This window comes from Methanoculleus sp., assembly GCF_035363275.1.
In the GTDB taxonomy this organism is placed as follows: domain Archaea; phylum Halobacteriota; class Methanomicrobia; order Methanomicrobiales; family Methanoculleaceae; genus Methanoculleus.
In genome coordinates, this window is the sequence record NZ_DAOSET010000028.1 from 1 (window position 1) to 17142 (window position 17142).

Genomic DNA, 17142 nt, shown 5'->3' on the forward strand with positions numbered 1-17142 from the left:
TCATCGCCTGCTCGACCTTATCGCCGAGGCCGAGCGCCGTCCCGTAGACCAGCCACTCGCCCCACATCGAGAGGTCCGCAGGGGAATACTGCTGGATCAACGCGAGATCCGAGAGGAAGTAGGCGAACGCATCCCATTCGAGTTTCTCCTTGTAGTGGTCGCCCTTCCAGAAGCCGAAGAGGGTCGAGGGGAAGAGGGCCGCGATCCCGACCTGGACCGCGACGATGAAGAAGAGGATGCCGGCCGGGATGAGGAGGTAGGCCGCGCCCGGTGCGAGGATGAACGTCAGGATCGCAAGCCCGCAGGGGATGGCACCGAGGAAGATGAGCGGGAGGATCGTCGTCCGGCCATCCCTGATGTACTGCCGGGAGAGCGTGGTATCCACGTCCCGGGAGAGGGCGGCAAGCGACTGCTGGTACTGCAGGATCCGGTGCTGGTAGCCGGGACTCCGCCGGGCGGTCTCGGCGAACCTGGCCAGTTCGTCGGTATCCACGACGTGGTCGTCGGCGACGTTGGCGAGGAAGTTGAGCACCCGCTGCTCGTAGGGGTCGGTCGACTCCCCCGAGACGATCCGGACCGTGACCCCTCCGCCCTCCGGCTTCTCGGCGACCACAATCTTCCCCTGCCGGTGGAGGTCGAGGACCGTCGCGTAGAATCCGTTGTCGTCGAACTCGAGGGGGTCGCCCTTGAAGAGGAGGTTCACCTGCCAGGGCTTGAGCGCGGTATTCGGCGTGAAACTCAAGTACTCCGGCACCGTGAACGGTTTCTCCCTTCCAAAGCGGAAATAAACGCCGAGGAGGACGAACGGCATGAGAAGGACGAGAAGGATCGCAAGACCGTAAAGGACGCCTGCCGCCCCGTAGAGGATCGGGGGCCAGCGGTTGGCATCCGCCGCCTGCTGCCGCACGTCCGGGACATACGCCGGGAAGCCGCCGACCTTCCCCGTAAAGGCCGGATCGAGGACCATCTCGACGTTCAGCGCGTCGTTCTGGGATGCGCTCCCCGTGATGATGACGGCCTCCGCCGTCCGCTCGATAGTGAGGGTCGGGGGATGAGTGTAGACCTCCTCGATATCGCCGGCGAACGGGAGCGTGATCCGGAGGTCCCGGAAGGGGACGTGCTCGTCGACGAGCTTCAGGTTCAGGTGCGCCCACTCCTCGTCGTACTCGATTGGCGGCCGGACCCGGTAGCGGTACTCCACCGTGTAGGTGCCGGGGTCGAAGTAGCCGGGGTCAAAGAGGCCCACCTCGTTAGCGAACGCAAGGTTCCGGATGACCGCAACATCCGAAGGGGTCGGGTTCCCGGCGGCCGTCCGGACCTCGTCTTCGGCGTTCTTGATGTAGCCGACGGTTCCGGGCGGGGCGGTCATCCCGATGAACTCGATGTGCGGCCGGTCGACGGCCGTAAAGGTGAGCGGTGCTTCCCAGTAGCGAAAGAGCATCCGGTACTCCCCCGCCGAACGGACGTCGTAGGTATAGCGCTCGATGAAGGTCCCATTCTCGAAGAAGACGGCGTCATACGCCTGGACCTCGAGATCGCCCCGGAAAAGGTCGGGGAGCGCTGCTGCTCCCGCGACCGCCAACACCCCGGCAAGAAGGGTGACGGCAACAAGGACGGCGATCTGCTGTCGTTCAGTCATGCCCACCGCCTATCAGAACGCTATCGTCGGGACGCGCTCGATCTCCTCGCCGAACTCCAGGTACTCAAGTTTCGAAAAGCCCATGACCCCGGCGACCAGGTTCGAGGGAACCGTGTCGGTCATGGTGTTGTATTGCTGGGCGATGTTGTTGTAGGTGTAGCGGTGCCGGGCGATCTCGTCCTCGACCCCTCTCACCGCGCCCATCAGTTCCTGGACCGTCTGCGAAGTCTTGAGGTCGGGATAGTTCTCGGCGACGGCGAGCAGCCGCCCGAGGACCGACCGGGACTCGCGTTCGAGTTCATTCAGGTCTCCCGGGCCGGCGCTGCCGATGCGGGCCCGCATCGCGGTCACGCCGGTCAGGGTCTCCTTCTCGAATGTCGCGTAGCTCTTCACCGCGCCGAGGAGCTGCTCGATCATATCCAGCCGCTTCTTCATCGCGACCTTCACCTGTCCGACCGTTGCTTCGGCGGAGTTTTTGAGGGAGAAGAACCGGTTATATATGCCAACTAAGGCCGCCGCGATGCCGATGACGACCAGCACCACGACGACGATAAGGACAAGGGAGATGATGTCCACCAAGGTCTGTCACCAGTATTGTATCTGCCCTGCGGTGTATTTAAGGAGTGACGTATCGCCGGGGTTCCGCCCCGGCTACTCCCCGACCACCTCGCCGGAACTCACCATCGCCACGACCTTCCCGTCGGTATCCCGGAGGAGGGCGTTGTGCCAGAGGATTGAACGCTCTCGACCTTCCCGGGTGACGACCGGGCTCTCCTCGAAGGCAGGAGGCTCGATCTCCCCGGCCGCGAGGCGGACGAAGTTCCGGGTGAGCCGGTCCCGCAGGCGCTCCGGGACGACCGTCGCAAACCAGTCCCTCCCGGCGAGGTCCTCTTCGGCGTACCCCAGGATCTCGCTTCCCTTCCGGTTGACAAGGTCGATGGAGCCGTCCGCCCCGATCACCGCGATCATCACGCCGGCCGCGTCGAGGTAACCCTGTGCCCGGTCGCGCTCGGCGACCAGGAGGTCCTCGGCGGCCGCACGGTCGGTGATATCCTCGGCGATCCCGAGCATATACCTGAGCATGCCCCGGGAGTTGAAGACCGGGATCTTCTTCATGGAGATGCTCGCCCCCGTCGGGAGGTGGACCTTCCTCTCAAGCGCGGCCGACCGCTCCAGCATCTCCCGGTCGCCGTCGGCGAAGAAACCTGCCATCTCCGGCGGGAAGAGGTCGGCGGCCCGTTTTCCCGTCATCTCCTCCTGGGTCATACCAAGGAAGATCTCGGCGGCACGGTTCGCGAAGACAAATGTGTTCCCCTCCACCTCCCGGACGAAGACCATGCTCGGGACGTTGTTGACCACCGAGTAGAGGAACGACTTCCACTGGGCCACCCGCTTTGTGGCGCGCACCCGTTCGGTGACGTCGCGGCAGACCACCCGGTAGCCGGTGAAGTCGCCTATCATGTCGTAGACCGGCGTCCCGCTCACGTCAAAGACGACATGGCTCCCGTCCCGGTGGTGCATCGTCCACTCGAAGGCGACTTTCGGCTCCGGGTCGGCGAAGAGCGCGGCAAACCGGGCCCGGACCGATTCGGCCTTCTCCGGATTCATGAAGTCGCAGGGTGTCTTTCCAAGCATCTCCTCGGGGGCGTAGCCGAGGATATCCCGGCTTTTTGGGCTGACGTAGGTGAACGTGCAGGTCTCGTCGACGTTCAGGATCAGGTCGTTGATGTTCTCGACGAGGCTCCGGAAGAGCATCTCGCTCTCGCGCAGGGCCTCTTCCGCACGGCGGCCCTCGGTGATATCCTCGAGGATGATGGTGACGCCCGGCGCGCCGTCGTTAAAGACGGTCGGCAGGAACTTGATCCGGAAGAAGAGCTCGGCGTCGTGCCGCAGAAACCGGAGTTCTTCTGTGACCTCGCGGCCGTTCAAGGCGTCGGTGATCCGACTCCGTATCAGCGGGTGGTCGAACGCGGCGAGCGGCGACTCTTCGATGCTGTTCCCGAGGACGGCGTCGCGCTCTCTCCCCGCGAACGCGCAGACGGCATCGTTTGCCTGGACGATCCGGCGCTCACGGTCGAGCACCAGCACGAGATCCGAGGAGAAATTGAGCATGGCGGCGATCGGGACCCTTTGCGAGAGGTAGAAGACCTTGGCCTTTCCGTAGGTCTCCATCTCCACCCGGCCCGAGACGAGGAGGATGTCGAGGTACCGGGAGACGGTATTCCGGTTGATACCGACCGCGGCAGCTAGATCGGAGACCGACATGCCCCGCGGATGCTCTTTTAGCGTGCTGAGCAGGAGAGAGAGTGCATCGGTAGTGCGATCCATGTGCGAATAGAGTTCGGCACCGGGGGATATAGTGTTTTGCAGTGTCGTGTGCTATGATGCCGCACGCAATGCCGCACCTCAATGCCAGGCATTAAGAATAAACTATAAATAGAAGATAATTCAACGTATGATCCCCCAGAGTCGGAGAACCTCTCCGGCAACCCGGACCACACAGGCACAGGTGGCCCGGACCGGCACAAGATCGGCTGGGATGGGTGAACGGAACATTCACCACGCTGGTTGCATCAACGTCAAGGCTAACGTCCTCGCCGGGGAGTACTGCCCCGGGATAAACCAGAACACACCTCTCTAACCTCATACCGGCACGGTAGATGAGGGGGCCGGGCGGGTGGCACAACCGCCCCGGGTTCTCCCGCAGACACCGCATGGTTATCACACACCCGACAATATACCCTCTTTTTTTGCTGATCCGGCGGAGAAGTCCCCGGGCTGGAAAGCAACATCTATCTCGCATTAGATCGTAACTTCACGCAATGAGCGATCGTGTTGAGATCCTCGAGAGAAGAGCGGGCGGCGTCGATATCATCACGGTGAAGGGAAGGCTCGACGCAGGTTCTTCGGAGAGGGTGGAAGAACGTATAAACCATCTGCTGGACGCCGGGGGAAGAAGCCTCCTCGTCAGCCTCTGCGACCTCGACTATATCAGCAGCTCCGGCCTCCGGGTGCTGCTCGCCACGCTGAAGCGGTTGAAGCGAGACGGCGGAGCGCTCAGGATAGCCTGTGCGCAGCCGCAGATCCTCGAGGTCTTCACCATGGCAGGGTTTCACCGGATCTTCTCCATCTTCCCCGACGAAGCGGCGGCGCTCGATGAGTTCGCGGCGGGACCCTGAGCGGCACCCCGGGCGGTAACCAGCATGGCGCTCTCCGGCTTCAATGATATGTTCTTCGTGCTCCTGCAGATGATCTGTGTCATCGTGGTAGCCGCCTACCTGATCTCCCGGACGGCATCGTTCACCGAGGTCCTCGAGAGACGCGTCACCTGGAAAGGTCAGGCAATCCTCGTCCTCCTCTTCGGGGCGCTCTCCATCTACGGTACCGAGAGCGGCATCACCATCCTCGGCGCCACGGCAAACGTCCGCGACCTCGGTCCCATGGTCGGCGGGCTCGCGTGCGGCCCGGTGGTGGGGCTCGGCGCCGGCCTGATCGGCGCCGCGTACCGCTTCTCCCTCGGCGGGTTCACCGCCCTCCCGTGCGCGGCCGCGACCATCCTCGCGGGGCTCTTCGGGGGGCTGATCTTCCTTCTCGTCGGAAAGAAGTTCATCGGGATGCACGGTGCAGTCCTCTTCGCTATCGGGACGGAGGCGTTCCACATGGGGCTCACCCTCGCCATCTGCCGGCCCCTCGAGCAGGCGCTCACCGTCGTCGAGGGGGTGGCTCTTCCGATGATCATCGCGAACGCCACCGGAGTCTTCATCTTCGCGTTCATCATCGCAAACCTGATTACCGAGCGGCAGACGAAGGCGGAGCGGGACTCCTTCCTCTCGGAACTCGAGCGGAAGAAGGCCGAACTCCGGATCGCGCACGATATCCAGATGAGTTTCCTCCCCGAACGGCTGCCGGAGGTTCCGGGCGTCGACCTCGCCGCCCTTGCCCTCCCGGCAAAGGAGGTCGGCGGCGATTTCTACGACGCGATCCCCCTCCCGGGGAACCGGACCGCCCTGGTTATCGCCGACGTCTCCGGGAAAGGCGTCCCTGCAGCGCTCTTCATGGCGCTCTCGCGGACGGTGATGCGGGCGAACACCCTGGTGCCGCGGAGCGCCCGCGAGGCCGTCAGCGAGGCCAACGCCCTCATCGCCGCGGATGCAAAGTCCGGGATGTTCGTCACCCTCTTCTACGGGGTCGTCGACCCGGGCGTAAAGACACTCACTTACGTCAACGCGGGGCATAACCCGCCCTTCCTCTTCCGGGCAGGCGGCGGCCGGCCCGTGGAGCTGAAGGGGACCGGGATCATCCTCGGGGTCATGCCGGAGGCCGAGTACGGCGAGGAGACCGTCACCCTTGCGAGCGGCGACCTCCTCGTCTGCTATACCGACGGCGTCACCGAGGCGATCAATCCAAACGAAGAGCAGTTCGGGGAAAGAAGGTTGATCGAGACGATCATGGGCTGCCGCGACCTCCCCGCCGGGGAGGTCATCGACCGGATCCTTGAAGCGGTCACGCAGTTCTCGGGCGATGAGCCGCAGTTCGACGACCAGACGCTCATCGTCATGCGGGTGGCGTGATGGCGGAACTGACCGTGCGGGCCAAACTCCCGGCGCTCGCGGCGATCGCCGACTTCCTCGAGGAGACCCTTGCTGAGAGCGGCGACGAGATGGTCTTCGCGGTCCAGCTCGCCGTGGACGAGGCCTGCAGCAACACCATCCTCTACGGGTATCCCGACGGGGAGGCCGGGACGATCACGGTCACCTGCACCGTGGACGACGACGTCGTCTCGGTGATCATCACTGATGACGGCGTCGCGTTCGACCCCCTCTCCGCCCCGCCGCCACTCCTCGACATCCCCGCCGAAGAACGGCCGATCGGGGGGCTCGGGGTCCACTTCATCCGGACGGTGATGGACAGTGTCTCGTATGCCAGGACCGGCGACAGAAACGTCCTCTCGATGGAAAAGCGGCGGGCCGGATCATCCTGACGCCGGGAGGAGCGAGCCGAGCGCCCGGGGGAGATCCTCTTTTGCCGTGACGACCGCGGCCGACTCCTCGAGCATCAGGTTGACCAGTTCGTGGTGCCCGGCGATCCGGAAGTCGGTCCTGAGGGCGACGACCTTTTTTCCGAGGGCGTAGGCATACCCCATCTCCCACGATGTCCCGGAATCCGCGTCCGCGCCGTCGATGACCGCGACGACGATATCGGTCTCCTCGAGCGCCCGGAGGTGCCGCGCAAAGATGGTCCCGTTCTCCTCCCGGCACCGGGTGTGGCTCGTATCCCCCACCTCCTGGGGGAGGTAGACGTCGAAGAGGTGCGCTTCGAGGAGGTCGCGGAGGACGAGGTTGTAGGCCTGCTCCGCTTCCGTAAAGAGCGGGCCTGCGAGGTAGACCCGGTAGCGGGAGAACTCCTTCACGTCGACCGCCGGGATATCCGGGAACCGGGCGAGGAACGCTCCCCGGCCCGGCTGTTTTTCGGACGAGCGGTAGGTCGCCGTCACCCCGCAGGCCGGGGAGGAGTCCACCCCGACGATGGCGATGGGCGGCTCGCCGCGCTCCCTTATCGCGGCGCGGACCTCCGCTTCGAGCCGGTCGAGCAGTGCGGCGAACTCCGGGGTCGCGAGCCGGTTGAGGAATGAGCCCGGTTCCCGGTCGGCGCCGAGGTAGATCGTCTCCGGGCAGGGGAGCGGGACCATCTCGATCGAGAAGCGCCGGCAGCGTTCTACGGCCCGGGAAAAGCAGTCCAGGTCCTCATCGGTCGTTATTCCGCGGGCACGGCACGCGGGGTTCTGGATACAGGGCGCGACGAGCACGTACATTGATAGTACCTGGGCGGCGTACCATAACAAGACAGATGATACCGCTCTACGCCTATCGGGACAATACCTGCGACCCCCGGAAGTGCACGATGAAGAAACTCGCACAGCGCGGGATGGTGAGGATCGTCACCGCCGTCGCGAAGATTCCCCGCTCGACCCTCCTCCTCGACCCGACCGCCGAGCAAGCGGTCTCCCCCGCCGACCGGCACCTCCCCTCGATAACGGCGCTCGATTGCTCCTGGGAGGTCCTCGACACCGGGGCCGTTGCCTCCTGGCGCAACCGGCGGGCGCTTCCGTACCTTGTCGCCGCAAACCCCGTGAACTTCGGCCGGCCCCTCAGGCTGACCTCGGTGGAGGCGATGGCCGCGACGCTCTACATCCTCGGTGAGAAGGAGCAGGCACGGGAGATCCTTGCTCCGTTCGGGTGGGGGCTGCGGTTCCTCGAGGTGAACGCCGATCCGCTCGAGGACTACGCGGGGGCAAAGGACAGCGCCGAGGTCGTCGCCCTCCAGGCGCTGTATATGTGATACGCCCCTCCGGATCCGCCGGCCGGGATCCGCCGGCACGCTCTCCTTCTTCGTGTAATGCGACGGCCGGGGATGCAATCCGTCCGCATGGGCGGCACGTTTTTATGCTGATAGCTGTCTGTTGACAGCCAGGGAAGGAGGTTACCGGATCATGGACACCGAACGGGAGAGGGCGCTTCTCGCCGCGGCCCACGCCGCGACGTTCAAGCCCGATTACATGACGAACGACAAGCTGGAGGCGGCGACCCGCGGCCACGGGGCGCTCGTGATCCCGGCGTTCGCCGCGGCGAACTCGCTTGCTGAGGATATCTTCTGCACCATCGGCGCACCGGAGATGCACCTGATGAACATGACGGTGGTCGATGCTTCGGCCCCCCACCTGCCACTCGATACGGTCATCGGGAAGGCGGTGGGCGAGGCCCGACAGGGCGGGGCGGAACCGGCGAATGCGGCGCTGATCGTCGCGACGCTCGCCTACTTCTCCGGGAGCTGCGCCCGCGCCGGCGTGCCGCTCGGGAACCGGAAACTCGGGGCCATCGCCCGGATGCACGCCGGTGGCGACCGGACAAGCGCCATCGCCCTGACGACAAACAAGTTCACCCACCGGGTCCCGGCATTCCCCGCGTACCTCGCGATCTACGAGGCCCTGATGGATAAGAAACTGACCCGCCTCGATGGGGCGGTCCTGCCGCCCTTCGTCGCCGGTGGGGGCGTCATGGGCCACGCCGCCCTCGGCGAGGATTACAACATCCCCGAACTTGCCCGGAACGCCGCGAAGGTCGGGACCGAAGCGATGATGCGGAGCATGGAGGGTGCCGGGACGACCCCCTACCCCCTCTGGCCGGCCCTGATCGCCTCGGCGGTGACGATGGAGCTCGTCCACCCCGACGCCCTGCTCGGTGAGGAGTTCGGGAAGTTCGGTGAGATCGACTCGGCCTACCTCGCCGGGAAAGGGGCCGTCGAGGCGGCGAACCTCCCGGAGAAGATCCACATGCGGGGGACCGGAGAGGAGTTCGACACCGCCCGGATTGTCGGCGACTTCGGGCTGATCTTAAAGGACGTCGGCGGGCCGTCGGTGATCGGGTCGATGGTCACAAACGAGCTCTTCGCCGGGTTCCAGGAATCCGCCGTCATCGGGGCCGGGTTCTCCGGCGGGCCGGTGAACGTCCCCCTCGGCCACCTCGCCGGCGACATCCTGCCGGCGCTCCGGCTGCTGCTCGCGAACGGCGGCGACGTGGAGCGAACCGCGGCGGCGATCCGGGACTACAAGATGCAGTCCTTCATCGACCCGGAGCTCGCCCTCTGCGCCTTAAACACCATCGTCAGGAAGGCAGAAGTCGTGAACCGCGGTTCGGTCTCGGAAGCATGCATCCGGGCGAGCGAGGCGGTGCGGGACCGGGCGATCTACCGGCGGGCGGTGAAGGTCTACGAGATGCTCAAAGCGGGCAGATCCCTGGAAGATGCCGCAGGGGCCCTCGACGACGAGCGGAGAGCCCTCGTCGAGCGCCGGGGGTCGGCGGCCCTCTCCGGGTTCACCGGGAAGACGATCGAGTTCCGGTTTACGGAGATCGCACCCCAGGCTCGGAGGACCGATCCCTTCACCGCGAAGTACTGGGGGTTCGACGCGAAGGTCTCCTTCGATATCGCCATCGACGGGAAGGATTACCACATCGAGAACCTCACCGCCCGCGTGGTCCCCGGCTACGCCCTCGAGGGGAAGGGCCGGGACGACCCCAACATGGGCACCGCGATCTTCGTCGGGGCCGTCCTCGCGCAGGAGATGCAGTACATCGGGCACACTATCATCAACATGACCGTGCCCGCTGCCGTTGCGGCCGCGCTCGGCACCGACCCGGCCGAGGCGGCGAAGAAGGCCGCGAAGGGGGCATACCTGACGAACGCCATCCCCGGCGGCCGCGAGACGGCGGCACGGGTGGCGGCACTGGCGGGAGCGATCTCTGCGAGCCTCGGTACGCCGGAAGAGGGGGCGTAAGGATCCTCCCGGAAGTATGAAGATCCTCGTCATCGACCCGAAGTGCGCCGGGATAGCAGGGGATATGCTCCTTGCCTCCCTCATCGACCTCACCGGGGGGCGAGAGGCGCTTGACCCTCTCGCGGAAGCCATCCGGAGTCTCGATACCTGCCGGGAGTTCCGCTACCGGGTGGAGAAGGTGGATGCCGGCGGGCTCGCGGCGACCCGCCTCGCGATCGAGGTCGAGGAGACGGGCGCAAAGGACGGCGGCCATCTGCGGGAAGCTGCCGCTCTAGCCGCCGATGCGGCAGGCCTCTCCGCAGGAGCGCGTTCCCGGGCGCTTGAGGTCCTCGACGATCTCGCAGCCGTCGAGGCGCACCTTCACCAATCGGGTTTTTGCCGCCACGCGATCGCCTCGGTAGACACGATCTTTTTCGTCGTCGGGGCGATGATGCTCCTCGACCGGGCGGGATTCCTCGAGGGAACGATCGTCGCCACACCCCCGGTGCTCGGCGGCGGAACCATCCATACGGAGCACGGTGATATCCCCGTGCCCGCGCCGGCAACGCTCGAGATCCTCGCCCGGCACCGGTTTCCTTTCGCCTCTGCGCCCGTCGACGTGGAGCTGACCACGCCGACCGGGGCGGCCCTGCTCGCCCACCTTGCAGAGCACGCCGTGAACCCCTACCCGGCCATGACCCCCATCCGGGTCGGCTACGGCACCGGCACCCGGACCGTTCCGGGACGGCCCGACCTGCTCCGGGTGGTGGAGGGAGAGACCCTCCCCGGAGGGGAGGACCGGATGGTCATGCTCGAGACGAACCTCGACGATGTCTCAGGCGAGGCGATCGGCTACGCGGTCGAACGTCTCTTTGCGGAGGGGGCGGTGGACGTCTTCGTCACCCCCGCGTTCGGGAAGAAGAACCGGCCGGTCAGTGTCGTCTCGGTGATGGCGGCGGCAGCGGTGGAGGACCGCCTGGTACGGGTCCTGATGGAGGAGACCGGGACGCTCGGTGTCCGGGTGCACGAGTTCCGGAAAGTGGTCGCGGACCGGCACAGGGAGGAACTTCTGGTCAGCCTTGGCGGCAGGGAGTACCCTATCCGGGTGAAGACCTCGACCGTGAACGGCAGCCTGATCGCGGAGAAACCCGAGTACGAAGATCTCGCGGCGATTGCACGGGATCAGGCCCTCCCCCTCCGCTTCGTGAACGACGAGGTCAGGCTGTACCTGTCTCGAAGAAGAGAGCGCACCGCGCCAGAAGGTGGTGCGGGGGGTGAATACCCACCCGACCGCCGAAACGTGCTGAACGCCGCACGCGACGAGTGAGTGCAGACACCTTCCTACAGGAAGTGTCCCACTCGCGTTTACAGTTCTCTCATGTCACCGGGGTAATAGTTCCCCAAGCTATTAGATGACGCACTCGATATTTATACGATTCTATTTCGTATCGCCCGCAAACCTCTTTTTTGCCGTAATTATCCGAAAGCCTTTAGAATGGCCCTGCGTTTTCGGAACAGTTCTTGCATCAGTTCCGGGGATGGTGAAATAAACCATAAATTTGCAGAATATCATAGAAATAATCGTTCTTTGCCGTCAGCCGCCGGGCTTACGCTCGAAGAAGCGCGCCATCTGCCTCGCATCATCGAGCATGGTATGATCGTTGTTGAAGAAGACATACGCCCGTTTCGGACCGATGGCAACGATCCTATCCCGGATTGCGGCGAGTTCGCCGCCCGTATAGTCGTGCCGGTACCAGCCCTCCCGCCCGTGCATCCGGAGGTAGACGGCATCAGCGGGGAATATACGCTCCCTGAAGTCCGGGGAGTCGACCGAGACCAGGACCGCCGCTTCCTGCAGTCGCCGGCACGCCTCGTCGTCACCGAGCACCGTGGGGTTCCGGACCTCCACGGCACACCGCGCTCCGAGATCGACCGCCCTGATAAACGTGATGAGGCGGTCGAGGTCCGCGAACGCCGGCGGGGCCTGAAACAGGTAGAAATCGATGAGGTCGTCGAGGGGATGGAATCTCTCGCGGAACCGCTCCCAGACAGGGATCGCTTTCTCGTTGAACCGGTGCCGGTGGGTGACCGACCGGTTCACCTTGACGCTCCACCGCAGCCCCGATCCCGCACGGGCCCACGCGAAGACGGTCTTCTCCGACGGGAACCCATAGAAACTCGCGTTCAGCTCGACAGCGTCGAGACCCGACTGCTCCACGAACCACGCGAGGCTGCCGCCCCGGTTCCACGCGTACGCCCATCCGCTCGTGCCGACATGGACCTCCATGCGGTGAGTGCCGGCGGGCAAGCCCGATAATGTTTGGGATCGCCGGGCTGCAGGCGGGTTTACGCCCGAGATCACGCACACTGCCCGATGGCGTCATCCGGTCGTCGTCACGCCTCGTTCTGTCGAACTACCCGTTAGCAATGTATACCATTTAATAATACGGCCTGATAATTTCGATTATGCGCGTAACTCCACTAATCGTCATCCTTCTCATCGCCGTCACGGTGCTCGGAGCAGGCTGTATGGAAGGGGGTCAACCTCCTCTGCAGGCGACAGAGGAGGCTGTCCTCCAGGATGCCGTCTCGGGAATAAACCACGAACTTGAAACGGTCAGGGCCTCAATCGCCGAGAGCGCCCGGGTCCTCGGCGAGACCGGGCTCGCGAGCACCGCCGGGAAAGAGGCGGTGCGGCAGACAATGCTGGACCACCCCTGGACGGAGTCGACCCTGGTGATAACAAAAGACGGTATCGTGGCTATGGCCGTGCCCGACAACTATGCGGGACTTGTGAACGTGAGCCTCACGGCTCATCCCGTGACGCAGAAGACGATCCGGGAGCAGGTGCCGAGCGTCAGCGAGGTCTTCCCCCTGGAGGAAGGGTTCTCCGGGGTCGCCCAGAGCTACCCGGTCTTCGGGCCGGAATACCTGGGCTCCGTGAGCATCGCATACCGGCCCGACGCCCTCATCGGGCGGGTGGTCGAGCCCCTGACGAACGGCACCCCGTACGATGTCTGGGTGACGCAGACCGACGGTACGGTGATCTATGACACGACCCCCGAGGAGATCGGGCGCAACCTCTTCTCGGACCCGGGCTACCAGTCTCCGGGGCTCCAGGAGGCGTTTTCCCGGATCGTTGCCGAACCATCCGGATCTCTTGAGTACTCGTTCCGGGATCGGAACTGGGAGCGGAACGTGACCAAAGAGACGATCTGGGGTACCGCCGGGATCGACGGGGCCGAATGGCGGGTCGTCGTCACGAGGAATCTCGACGCAGGGGAGCGGCAGGTCGCACCGGCAGGCGGTCGGCCGCCGGCGGCCGACGCGGCCGATGAGATGAAGGCCTTCGTCGCCGGGGCTGCGGCATATGCACGGGAGCACGGCCGCACTGACGCGCTCGCCGCGTTCAACGACCCGGACGGCGAGTTCGTCCGGGATGAACTCTACATCTTCGCCTACGACGTGAACGGCACCGTCCTTGCCCTTCCCTTCCAGCAGGGGTTCGTCGGCACGGACCGGAGCGGCGTGCACGACTCGGGCGGCGTGGCCTACATCGCCGGCATGAGCCGGCTTGCGGCGGAAGGCGGCGGCAGCATCTACTATCTCTACCCGAACCCGGCGAGGGGGTATGCCGAAGAACTCAAACTCGGCTACGTCCTCCCCGTGGACGAGACCTGGTTCGTCGGATCGGGCATCTACATCCCGGATGCCGGGACCACGTTCAACACGAGCGTCAGGGAGACGCTCGTGCAGCGGGTGAAGGCCGCAAGGGACTATGCGCAGGAACAGGGAAGGGAGGCGGCATGCGCCGCGTTCAACGACCTATCCGGGGAGTTTGCCGACGGCGGGGCGTATATCTTCGCCTACGGGACGGATGGGACGACGCTCGCCCTCCCCTACCAGCCCGAATTTCTCGGGAAGAACCGCCTCGACTTCGAGGACCGGTACGGCGTCCGGGTGATCCTGCTTGAGAGCGCCGCCGCAGAGGCCGGGGGCGGGTTCGTCTACGTGACCTACTACAACCCGGATACCGGGGTCGACGGGCTCAAACTCTGCTACGTCGCTCCGGTGGACACCGAGTGGTTCGTCGGCTCCGGCGTATACGCCGGGGCATAACCCCTTTTTTTTGGCTCACCAGAAGCCGGGCACCATGACGTACATCGCCCAGTCCATGTACTCCCGGCCGTAGCCGAAGTATTCATCCTGGATGCGGTGGAGGTAGTCGGTCATGAAGTCGCGGTCGGGATGGTCGGGATTGTCGCCGAGCCAGGCGAGGACCGCCTGCCAGATCGACGACTCGTAACGGTCCCAGTCTTCGGGACCCGACCGGATGACGGCGGCGAGATCGAGCCCTGCCTCGCGGGCGGTGCCGAGGATCTCGTAGCCGGTCAGGACGTCGGGCCACTCGCGGGCGAACTCCGGCGGAACATGGTCCGACCGCCAGCAGCGGTCGCCGATGACGATCGTCCCCTCCTCGTGGACGAGACCGAGGAGAGCGTCGAGCGTCGCCGCAAACCCTCCCCGGATGTGGGACGCCCCGATCGAGGCGGCGCAGTCGAACGGTTCGTCGGGGACGTAGTCACAGGCGTCCATGCACCGGACGCTGAGGTGGTCGCCAATCCCCGCCGCCCGAAGCGTCTCTTCCGCCCGTCTACAGGCGTCCTGGCGGGACTCGATGCCGAGGCCGGATATCCCGTACTCGCGTCCCCAGAGGGCGAGGATCGTCCCGTTGCCACACCCGGTCTCGACGACACAGGCCCCTTTACGGAGCCCTGCCGCCCGTCCCGCGGCGAGCACCTTCTCGGGGGTGGTGGGGTTCATGATCGCGAGCGCTCCCTGCGATATGCTGACGAGTTCGTTGATCTCCATCTCGGTGGTCCTCCGGGCCTCTCGTACAGGATACGCCTCCCCCTCATAAAGCCCTGCGCACCGCTCCGGCCTTTCGGCAGGCCAACGGCCACCCCGTTCATCGCCGGAGGGGCGCCCGGTCCACCGGGGGCGCAATCCCGGCACAATGAGAAAGACATATATACTAAATTATGGTGGTTAACTATCGGGGGTTATATGCAGCCAGAGCAGGATATCGCGAGAAGAGCCCTGCGGACCCTCAAGTTCCGGCCGAAGGGCATGACCATCACCGAGATCGCAAGGGCCCTCGGTGTAAACCGGAACTCGGTCTCAAAGCACCTCGAGGTGATGCAGGCGGAAGGCCATGTCGAGGCCCGGCTCGTCGGCAACGCCAAGGTCTATGCCGTCGCACAACGCGTACCCCTATCGGCGTTTCTCTGTTTTACGAAGAACCTGATCCTGGTCCTCGATGCCGACCTCACGATCGTCCAGGCAAACGACCAGTGCCTCAGGCGGTTTGGACGTACAAAAGACGAGATCATCGGGCAAAACATCCACGAGACGGCGCTACCCGTCGTCTCCACCCCCGAAGTCCTCACCGTCGTCGAGAACGTCGACCGTGAGCAGGTGATCACCGATATCTGCCACCGGCGGGACGACGGCAGCAAGGCCTTCTACCAGATGCAGGCGATCCCGACGACGTTCGAGAGCGGGGAGAAAGGGTGCACGATCGTGCTTGAGGATATCACCGAGCGGAAACGGTATACCCGGAACATGGCGTTCCTCGCCCGGACGGCGATCGACCTCGTCGATCTCCAGCCGGTCGAGGACATCTACGGCTATACCGTCGGCCGGATGCTGGAACTCGTTCCAGGAGCATATGCCTACATCTTCTCCTACAACGAGGCCGAACATCGGTTCGCCATCCGGGCTGTCACAGGTGAGGGGTTCCGTGAGGGGGTCACGGAACTCCTCGGACGGGATCCCACCGGCCTGGTTCTCCCGGTCGTCCGGATCTTCGAGGCCCCCTATCACCAGACGCCCCTCTCGATGCGCGGCCTCCAGGAGTTCATCCTCCGTCCCGAGCCATCTTCATGGTCGTTCTACGACCTCTGCTTTCGGGCGATCCCGGAAGAGATCTGCGAGGCGATCCTCGAACGGTTCGATATCGAGAGGCTCTGCTGTACGGGGCTGGTCTGGCGGGACCATCTCTACGGGATTGCAGGCTTCCTCCTTCCTCCCGGGAGGGAGGTTGAGAGCCGTGAGACGGTCGAGTCATTCCTCCGGCAGGTCTCGATCGCCATCGCACGGCGCGAGACCGCCGAGCATCTCCGGCTGAGCGAGGCGCGGTTCCGGGGCATGCTCGATTCGTCACCCTTCGGGGTCGCGCTCATCGATCATGACAGGCGGTTCGTCTACATCAACCGCAGGTTCGTCGAGATCTTCGGCTCCGAGCCGGAGATTACGACCACAGCCGCCGAATGGGTCCGGCAGATCTTTCCCGACGATGCTTACCGCCAGGAAGCCATCGATGCCTGGCACACGGACCTTGAACGGTCGGTCCCGGGCCAGGTCAGGCCCCGGACGTTCACCATCCGGGACCGGAACGGGGCGAAGAAGACGGTCCTCTCCCGCGCCGTAACGCTCTGTGACGGGACAGAGTACGTCACCTGCGAGGATATCACCGAAGAGGCGCGGGCCTACCGCCTCCTCGTCGCGGATATCGCCGACCTGCGGCGGCGCGAGCAGCAGATGCTCCTCAAAGACCGGGCGATCGCCTGCACCCGCCGTGCGGTCGCGCTCCTCGACCCGGACGGGGTGGTGACCTACGCGAACGCCGCATACCTCGCCCTCTGGGGTTACCCAACCGCAGAGGGGGTGCAGGGCTCCGACTTCTCCCGGTTCTGGGAGAAACCGGAGGAGATCCGGAAGATCATCCGGACAGTTATCGAGGGCGGGAGCTGGCATGGTGAGGAGATCGGCGTCCGGAACAACGGTGAGAAGTTCCAGGTGGACCTTCTCGGGACACCGATCGTCAGCGAAAACGGCAGGGTGCTCGGCATGATGGCGGCGGCGACTGCCCGAAGGGCAGGAGCCTGAGCACCGGAGGTGCGAGCGGCGACGGCTCGTTAGAGCCGGAGCTCGAGGAAACGCGAAGTGTTTCTGAGCGGCGACTGCCCGCAGGGTGCGACGGACAACGTCCGGAGCATGAGAAGCCGTTAGGCTTCGAGCAGGAGCCTGAGAAAACGCGAAGCGTTTCTGAGCGGCGACGCACCGACCACCCAAAAGAGGTATAAAAACGTATGCCCGGCACTGCCGTTCCGCAGTACTGCACGGCAGA

At 64.8% G+C, this 17142-nt stretch carries 14 protein-coding genes; 8 read left to right on the forward strand and 6 right to left on the reverse strand.

Translation table 11 applies throughout. From position 1 onward, the window contains the following. The 3 genes from PLN84_RS07560 to PLN84_RS07570 all read right to left on the reverse strand — a co-directional run. A partial coding sequence (locus PLN84_RS07560; protein ID WP_348531994.1) for a DUF2207 domain-containing protein occupies nt 1-1639 on the reverse strand: 1639 nt, incomplete at its 3' end. 12 nt (nt 1640-1651) lie between these two features. Further along, nucleotides 1652-2218 carry a LemA family protein gene (locus PLN84_RS07565; RefSeq protein WP_292383560.1) on the reverse strand — a complete coding sequence of 189 codons (567 nt, stop codon included), beginning with the start codon at nt 2216-2218 and terminating at the stop codon, nt 1652-1654. A gap of 72 nt (nt 2219-2290) precedes the next feature. Beyond that, nucleotides 2291-3967: a PAS domain S-box protein gene (locus PLN84_RS07570; RefSeq protein WP_299952558.1), complete on the reverse strand. Its 1677-nt coding sequence runs from the start codon at nt 3965-3967 to the stop codon at nt 2291-2293. 494 nt (nt 3968-4461) lie between these two features. On the opposite strand from PLN84_RS07570, the gene PLN84_RS07575 reads away from it, so the two are divergent. Genes PLN84_RS07575 through PLN84_RS07585 form a run of 3 tightly spaced genes read left to right on the forward strand, consistent with a single transcriptional unit; the run spans nt 4462 to nt 6620 of the window. Beyond that, nucleotides 4462-4818 (forward strand): STAS domain-containing protein, encoded by a 357-nt coding sequence (locus PLN84_RS07575; RefSeq protein WP_292383555.1) that lies wholly within the window; start codon nt 4462-4464, stop codon nt 4816-4818. Between the two features lie 24 nt (nt 4819-4842). After that, the gene (locus PLN84_RS07580) at nt 4843-6210 is read left to right on the forward strand and encodes a SpoIIE family protein phosphatase (protein ID WP_292383552.1); all 1368 of its coding nucleotides are present in this window, start codon (nt 4843-4845) and stop codon (nt 6208-6210) included. Then, on the forward strand, nt 6210-6620 hold the full coding sequence (locus PLN84_RS07585; RefSeq protein WP_292383550.1) for an ATP-binding protein: 411 nt from the start codon (nt 6210-6212) through the stop codon (nt 6618-6620). Before PLN84_RS07580 ends, PLN84_RS07585 begins: the two co-directional genes overlap by 1 nt. Here PLN84_RS07585 and PLN84_RS07590 read toward each other — a convergent pair. Continuing rightward, nucleotides 6612-7451, reverse strand: coding sequence for a nucleoside 2-deoxyribosyltransferase (locus PLN84_RS07590; RefSeq protein WP_292383547.1), 840 nt, complete (start codon nt 7449-7451; stop codon nt 6612-6614). The two genes, PLN84_RS07585 and PLN84_RS07590, sit on opposite strands and share 9 nt — an antisense overlap. Nucleotides 7452-7486: 35 nt before the next feature. Here PLN84_RS07590 and PLN84_RS07595 point away from each other — a divergent pair, with 35 nt between their 5' ends. The 3 genes from PLN84_RS07595 to larC all read left to right on the forward strand — a co-directional run bounded on the left by PLN84_RS07595 (nt 7487) and on the right by larC (nt 11277). Next, nucleotides 7487-7978 (forward strand): DUF367 family protein, encoded by a 492-nt coding sequence (locus tag PLN84_RS07595; protein WP_292383544.1) that lies wholly within the window; start codon nt 7487-7489, stop codon nt 7976-7978. Nucleotides 7979-8129: 151 nt separating this feature from the next. Continuing rightward, nucleotides 8130-9971 (forward strand): hypothetical protein, encoded by a 1842-nt coding sequence (locus tag PLN84_RS07600; protein ID WP_292383541.1) that lies wholly within the window; start codon nt 8130-8132, stop codon nt 9969-9971. Between the two features lie 16 nt (nt 9972-9987). Further along, nucleotides 9988-11277 (forward strand): nickel pincer cofactor biosynthesis protein LarC, encoded by a 1290-nt coding sequence (gene larC, locus PLN84_RS07605; protein ID WP_292383539.1) that lies wholly within the window; start codon nt 9988-9990, stop codon nt 11275-11277. Between the two features lie 267 nt (nt 11278-11544). Here larC and PLN84_RS07610 read toward each other — a convergent pair whose 3' ends face one another. Next, nucleotides 11545-12237 carry a DUF72 domain-containing protein gene (locus PLN84_RS07610; protein ID WP_292383535.1) on the reverse strand — a complete coding sequence of 231 codons (693 nt, stop codon included), beginning with the start codon at nt 12235-12237 and terminating at the stop codon, nt 11545-11547. Between the two features lie 179 nt (nt 12238-12416). On the opposite strand from PLN84_RS07610, the gene PLN84_RS07615 reads away from it, so the two are divergent. After that, complete coding sequence (locus tag PLN84_RS07615; RefSeq protein ID WP_292383532.1) at nt 12417-14069, forward strand: cache domain-containing protein; 1653 nt, start codon at nt 12417-12419, stop codon at nt 14067-14069. Between the two features lie 15 nt (nt 14070-14084). Here PLN84_RS07615 and PLN84_RS07620 read toward each other — a convergent pair whose 3' ends face one another. Beyond that, entirely contained in the window at nt 14085-14822 is a 738-nt protein-coding gene (locus PLN84_RS07620) for a methyltransferase domain-containing protein (RefSeq protein WP_292383530.1), read from the reverse strand. Between the two features lie 195 nt (nt 14823-15017). Between PLN84_RS07620 and PLN84_RS07625 the strand changes: the two genes are divergently transcribed. After that, entirely contained in the window at nt 15018-16901 is a 1884-nt protein-coding gene (locus tag PLN84_RS07625; RefSeq protein WP_292383528.1) for a PAS domain-containing protein, read from the forward strand. Nucleotides 16902-17142 lie beyond the last annotated feature (241 nt).

Bases quoted from the DNA above. Each gene is read 5' to 3' on its own strand.
- PLN84_RS07580 (WP_292383552.1), top strand. From the start codon at position 4,843: ATGGCGCTCTCCGGCTTCAATGATATGTTCTTCGTGCTCCTGCAGATG.
- PLN84_RS07590 (WP_292383547.1), bottom strand. From the start codon at position 7,451: ATGTACGTGCTCGTCGCGCCCTGTATCCAGAACCCCGCGTGCCGTGCC.
- PLN84_RS07585 (WP_292383550.1), top strand. From the start codon at position 6,210: ATGGCGGAACTGACCGTGCGGGCCAAACTCCCGGCGCTCGCGGCGATC.
- PLN84_RS07620 (WP_292383530.1), bottom strand. From the start codon at position 14,822: ATGGAGATCAACGAACTCGTCAGCATATCGCAGGGAGCGCTCGCGATC.
- larC (WP_292383539.1), top strand. From the start codon at position 9,988: ATGAAGATCCTCGTCATCGACCCGAAGTGCGCCGGGATAGCAGGGGAT.
- PLN84_RS07570 (WP_299952558.1), bottom strand. From the start codon at position 3,967: ATGGATCGCACTACCGATGCACTCTCTCTCCTGCTCAGCACGCTAAAA.
- PLN84_RS07600 (WP_292383541.1), top strand. From the start codon at position 8,130: ATGGACACCGAACGGGAGAGGGCGCTTCTCGCCGCGGCCCACGCCGCG.
- PLN84_RS07575 (WP_292383555.1), top strand. From the start codon at position 4,462: ATGAGCGATCGTGTTGAGATCCTCGAGAGAAGAGCGGGCGGCGTCGAT.
- PLN84_RS07595 (WP_292383544.1), top strand. From the start codon at position 7,487: ATGATACCGCTCTACGCCTATCGGGACAATACCTGCGACCCCCGGAAG.
- PLN84_RS07615 (WP_292383532.1), top strand. From the start codon at position 12,417: ATGCGCGTAACTCCACTAATCGTCATCCTTCTCATCGCCGTCACGGTG.
- PLN84_RS07625 (WP_292383528.1), top strand. From the start codon at position 15,018: ATGCAGCCAGAGCAGGATATCGCGAGAAGAGCCCTGCGGACCCTCAAG.
- PLN84_RS07610 (WP_292383535.1), bottom strand. From the start codon at position 12,237: ATGGAGGTCCATGTCGGCACGAGCGGATGGGCGTACGCGTGGAACCGG.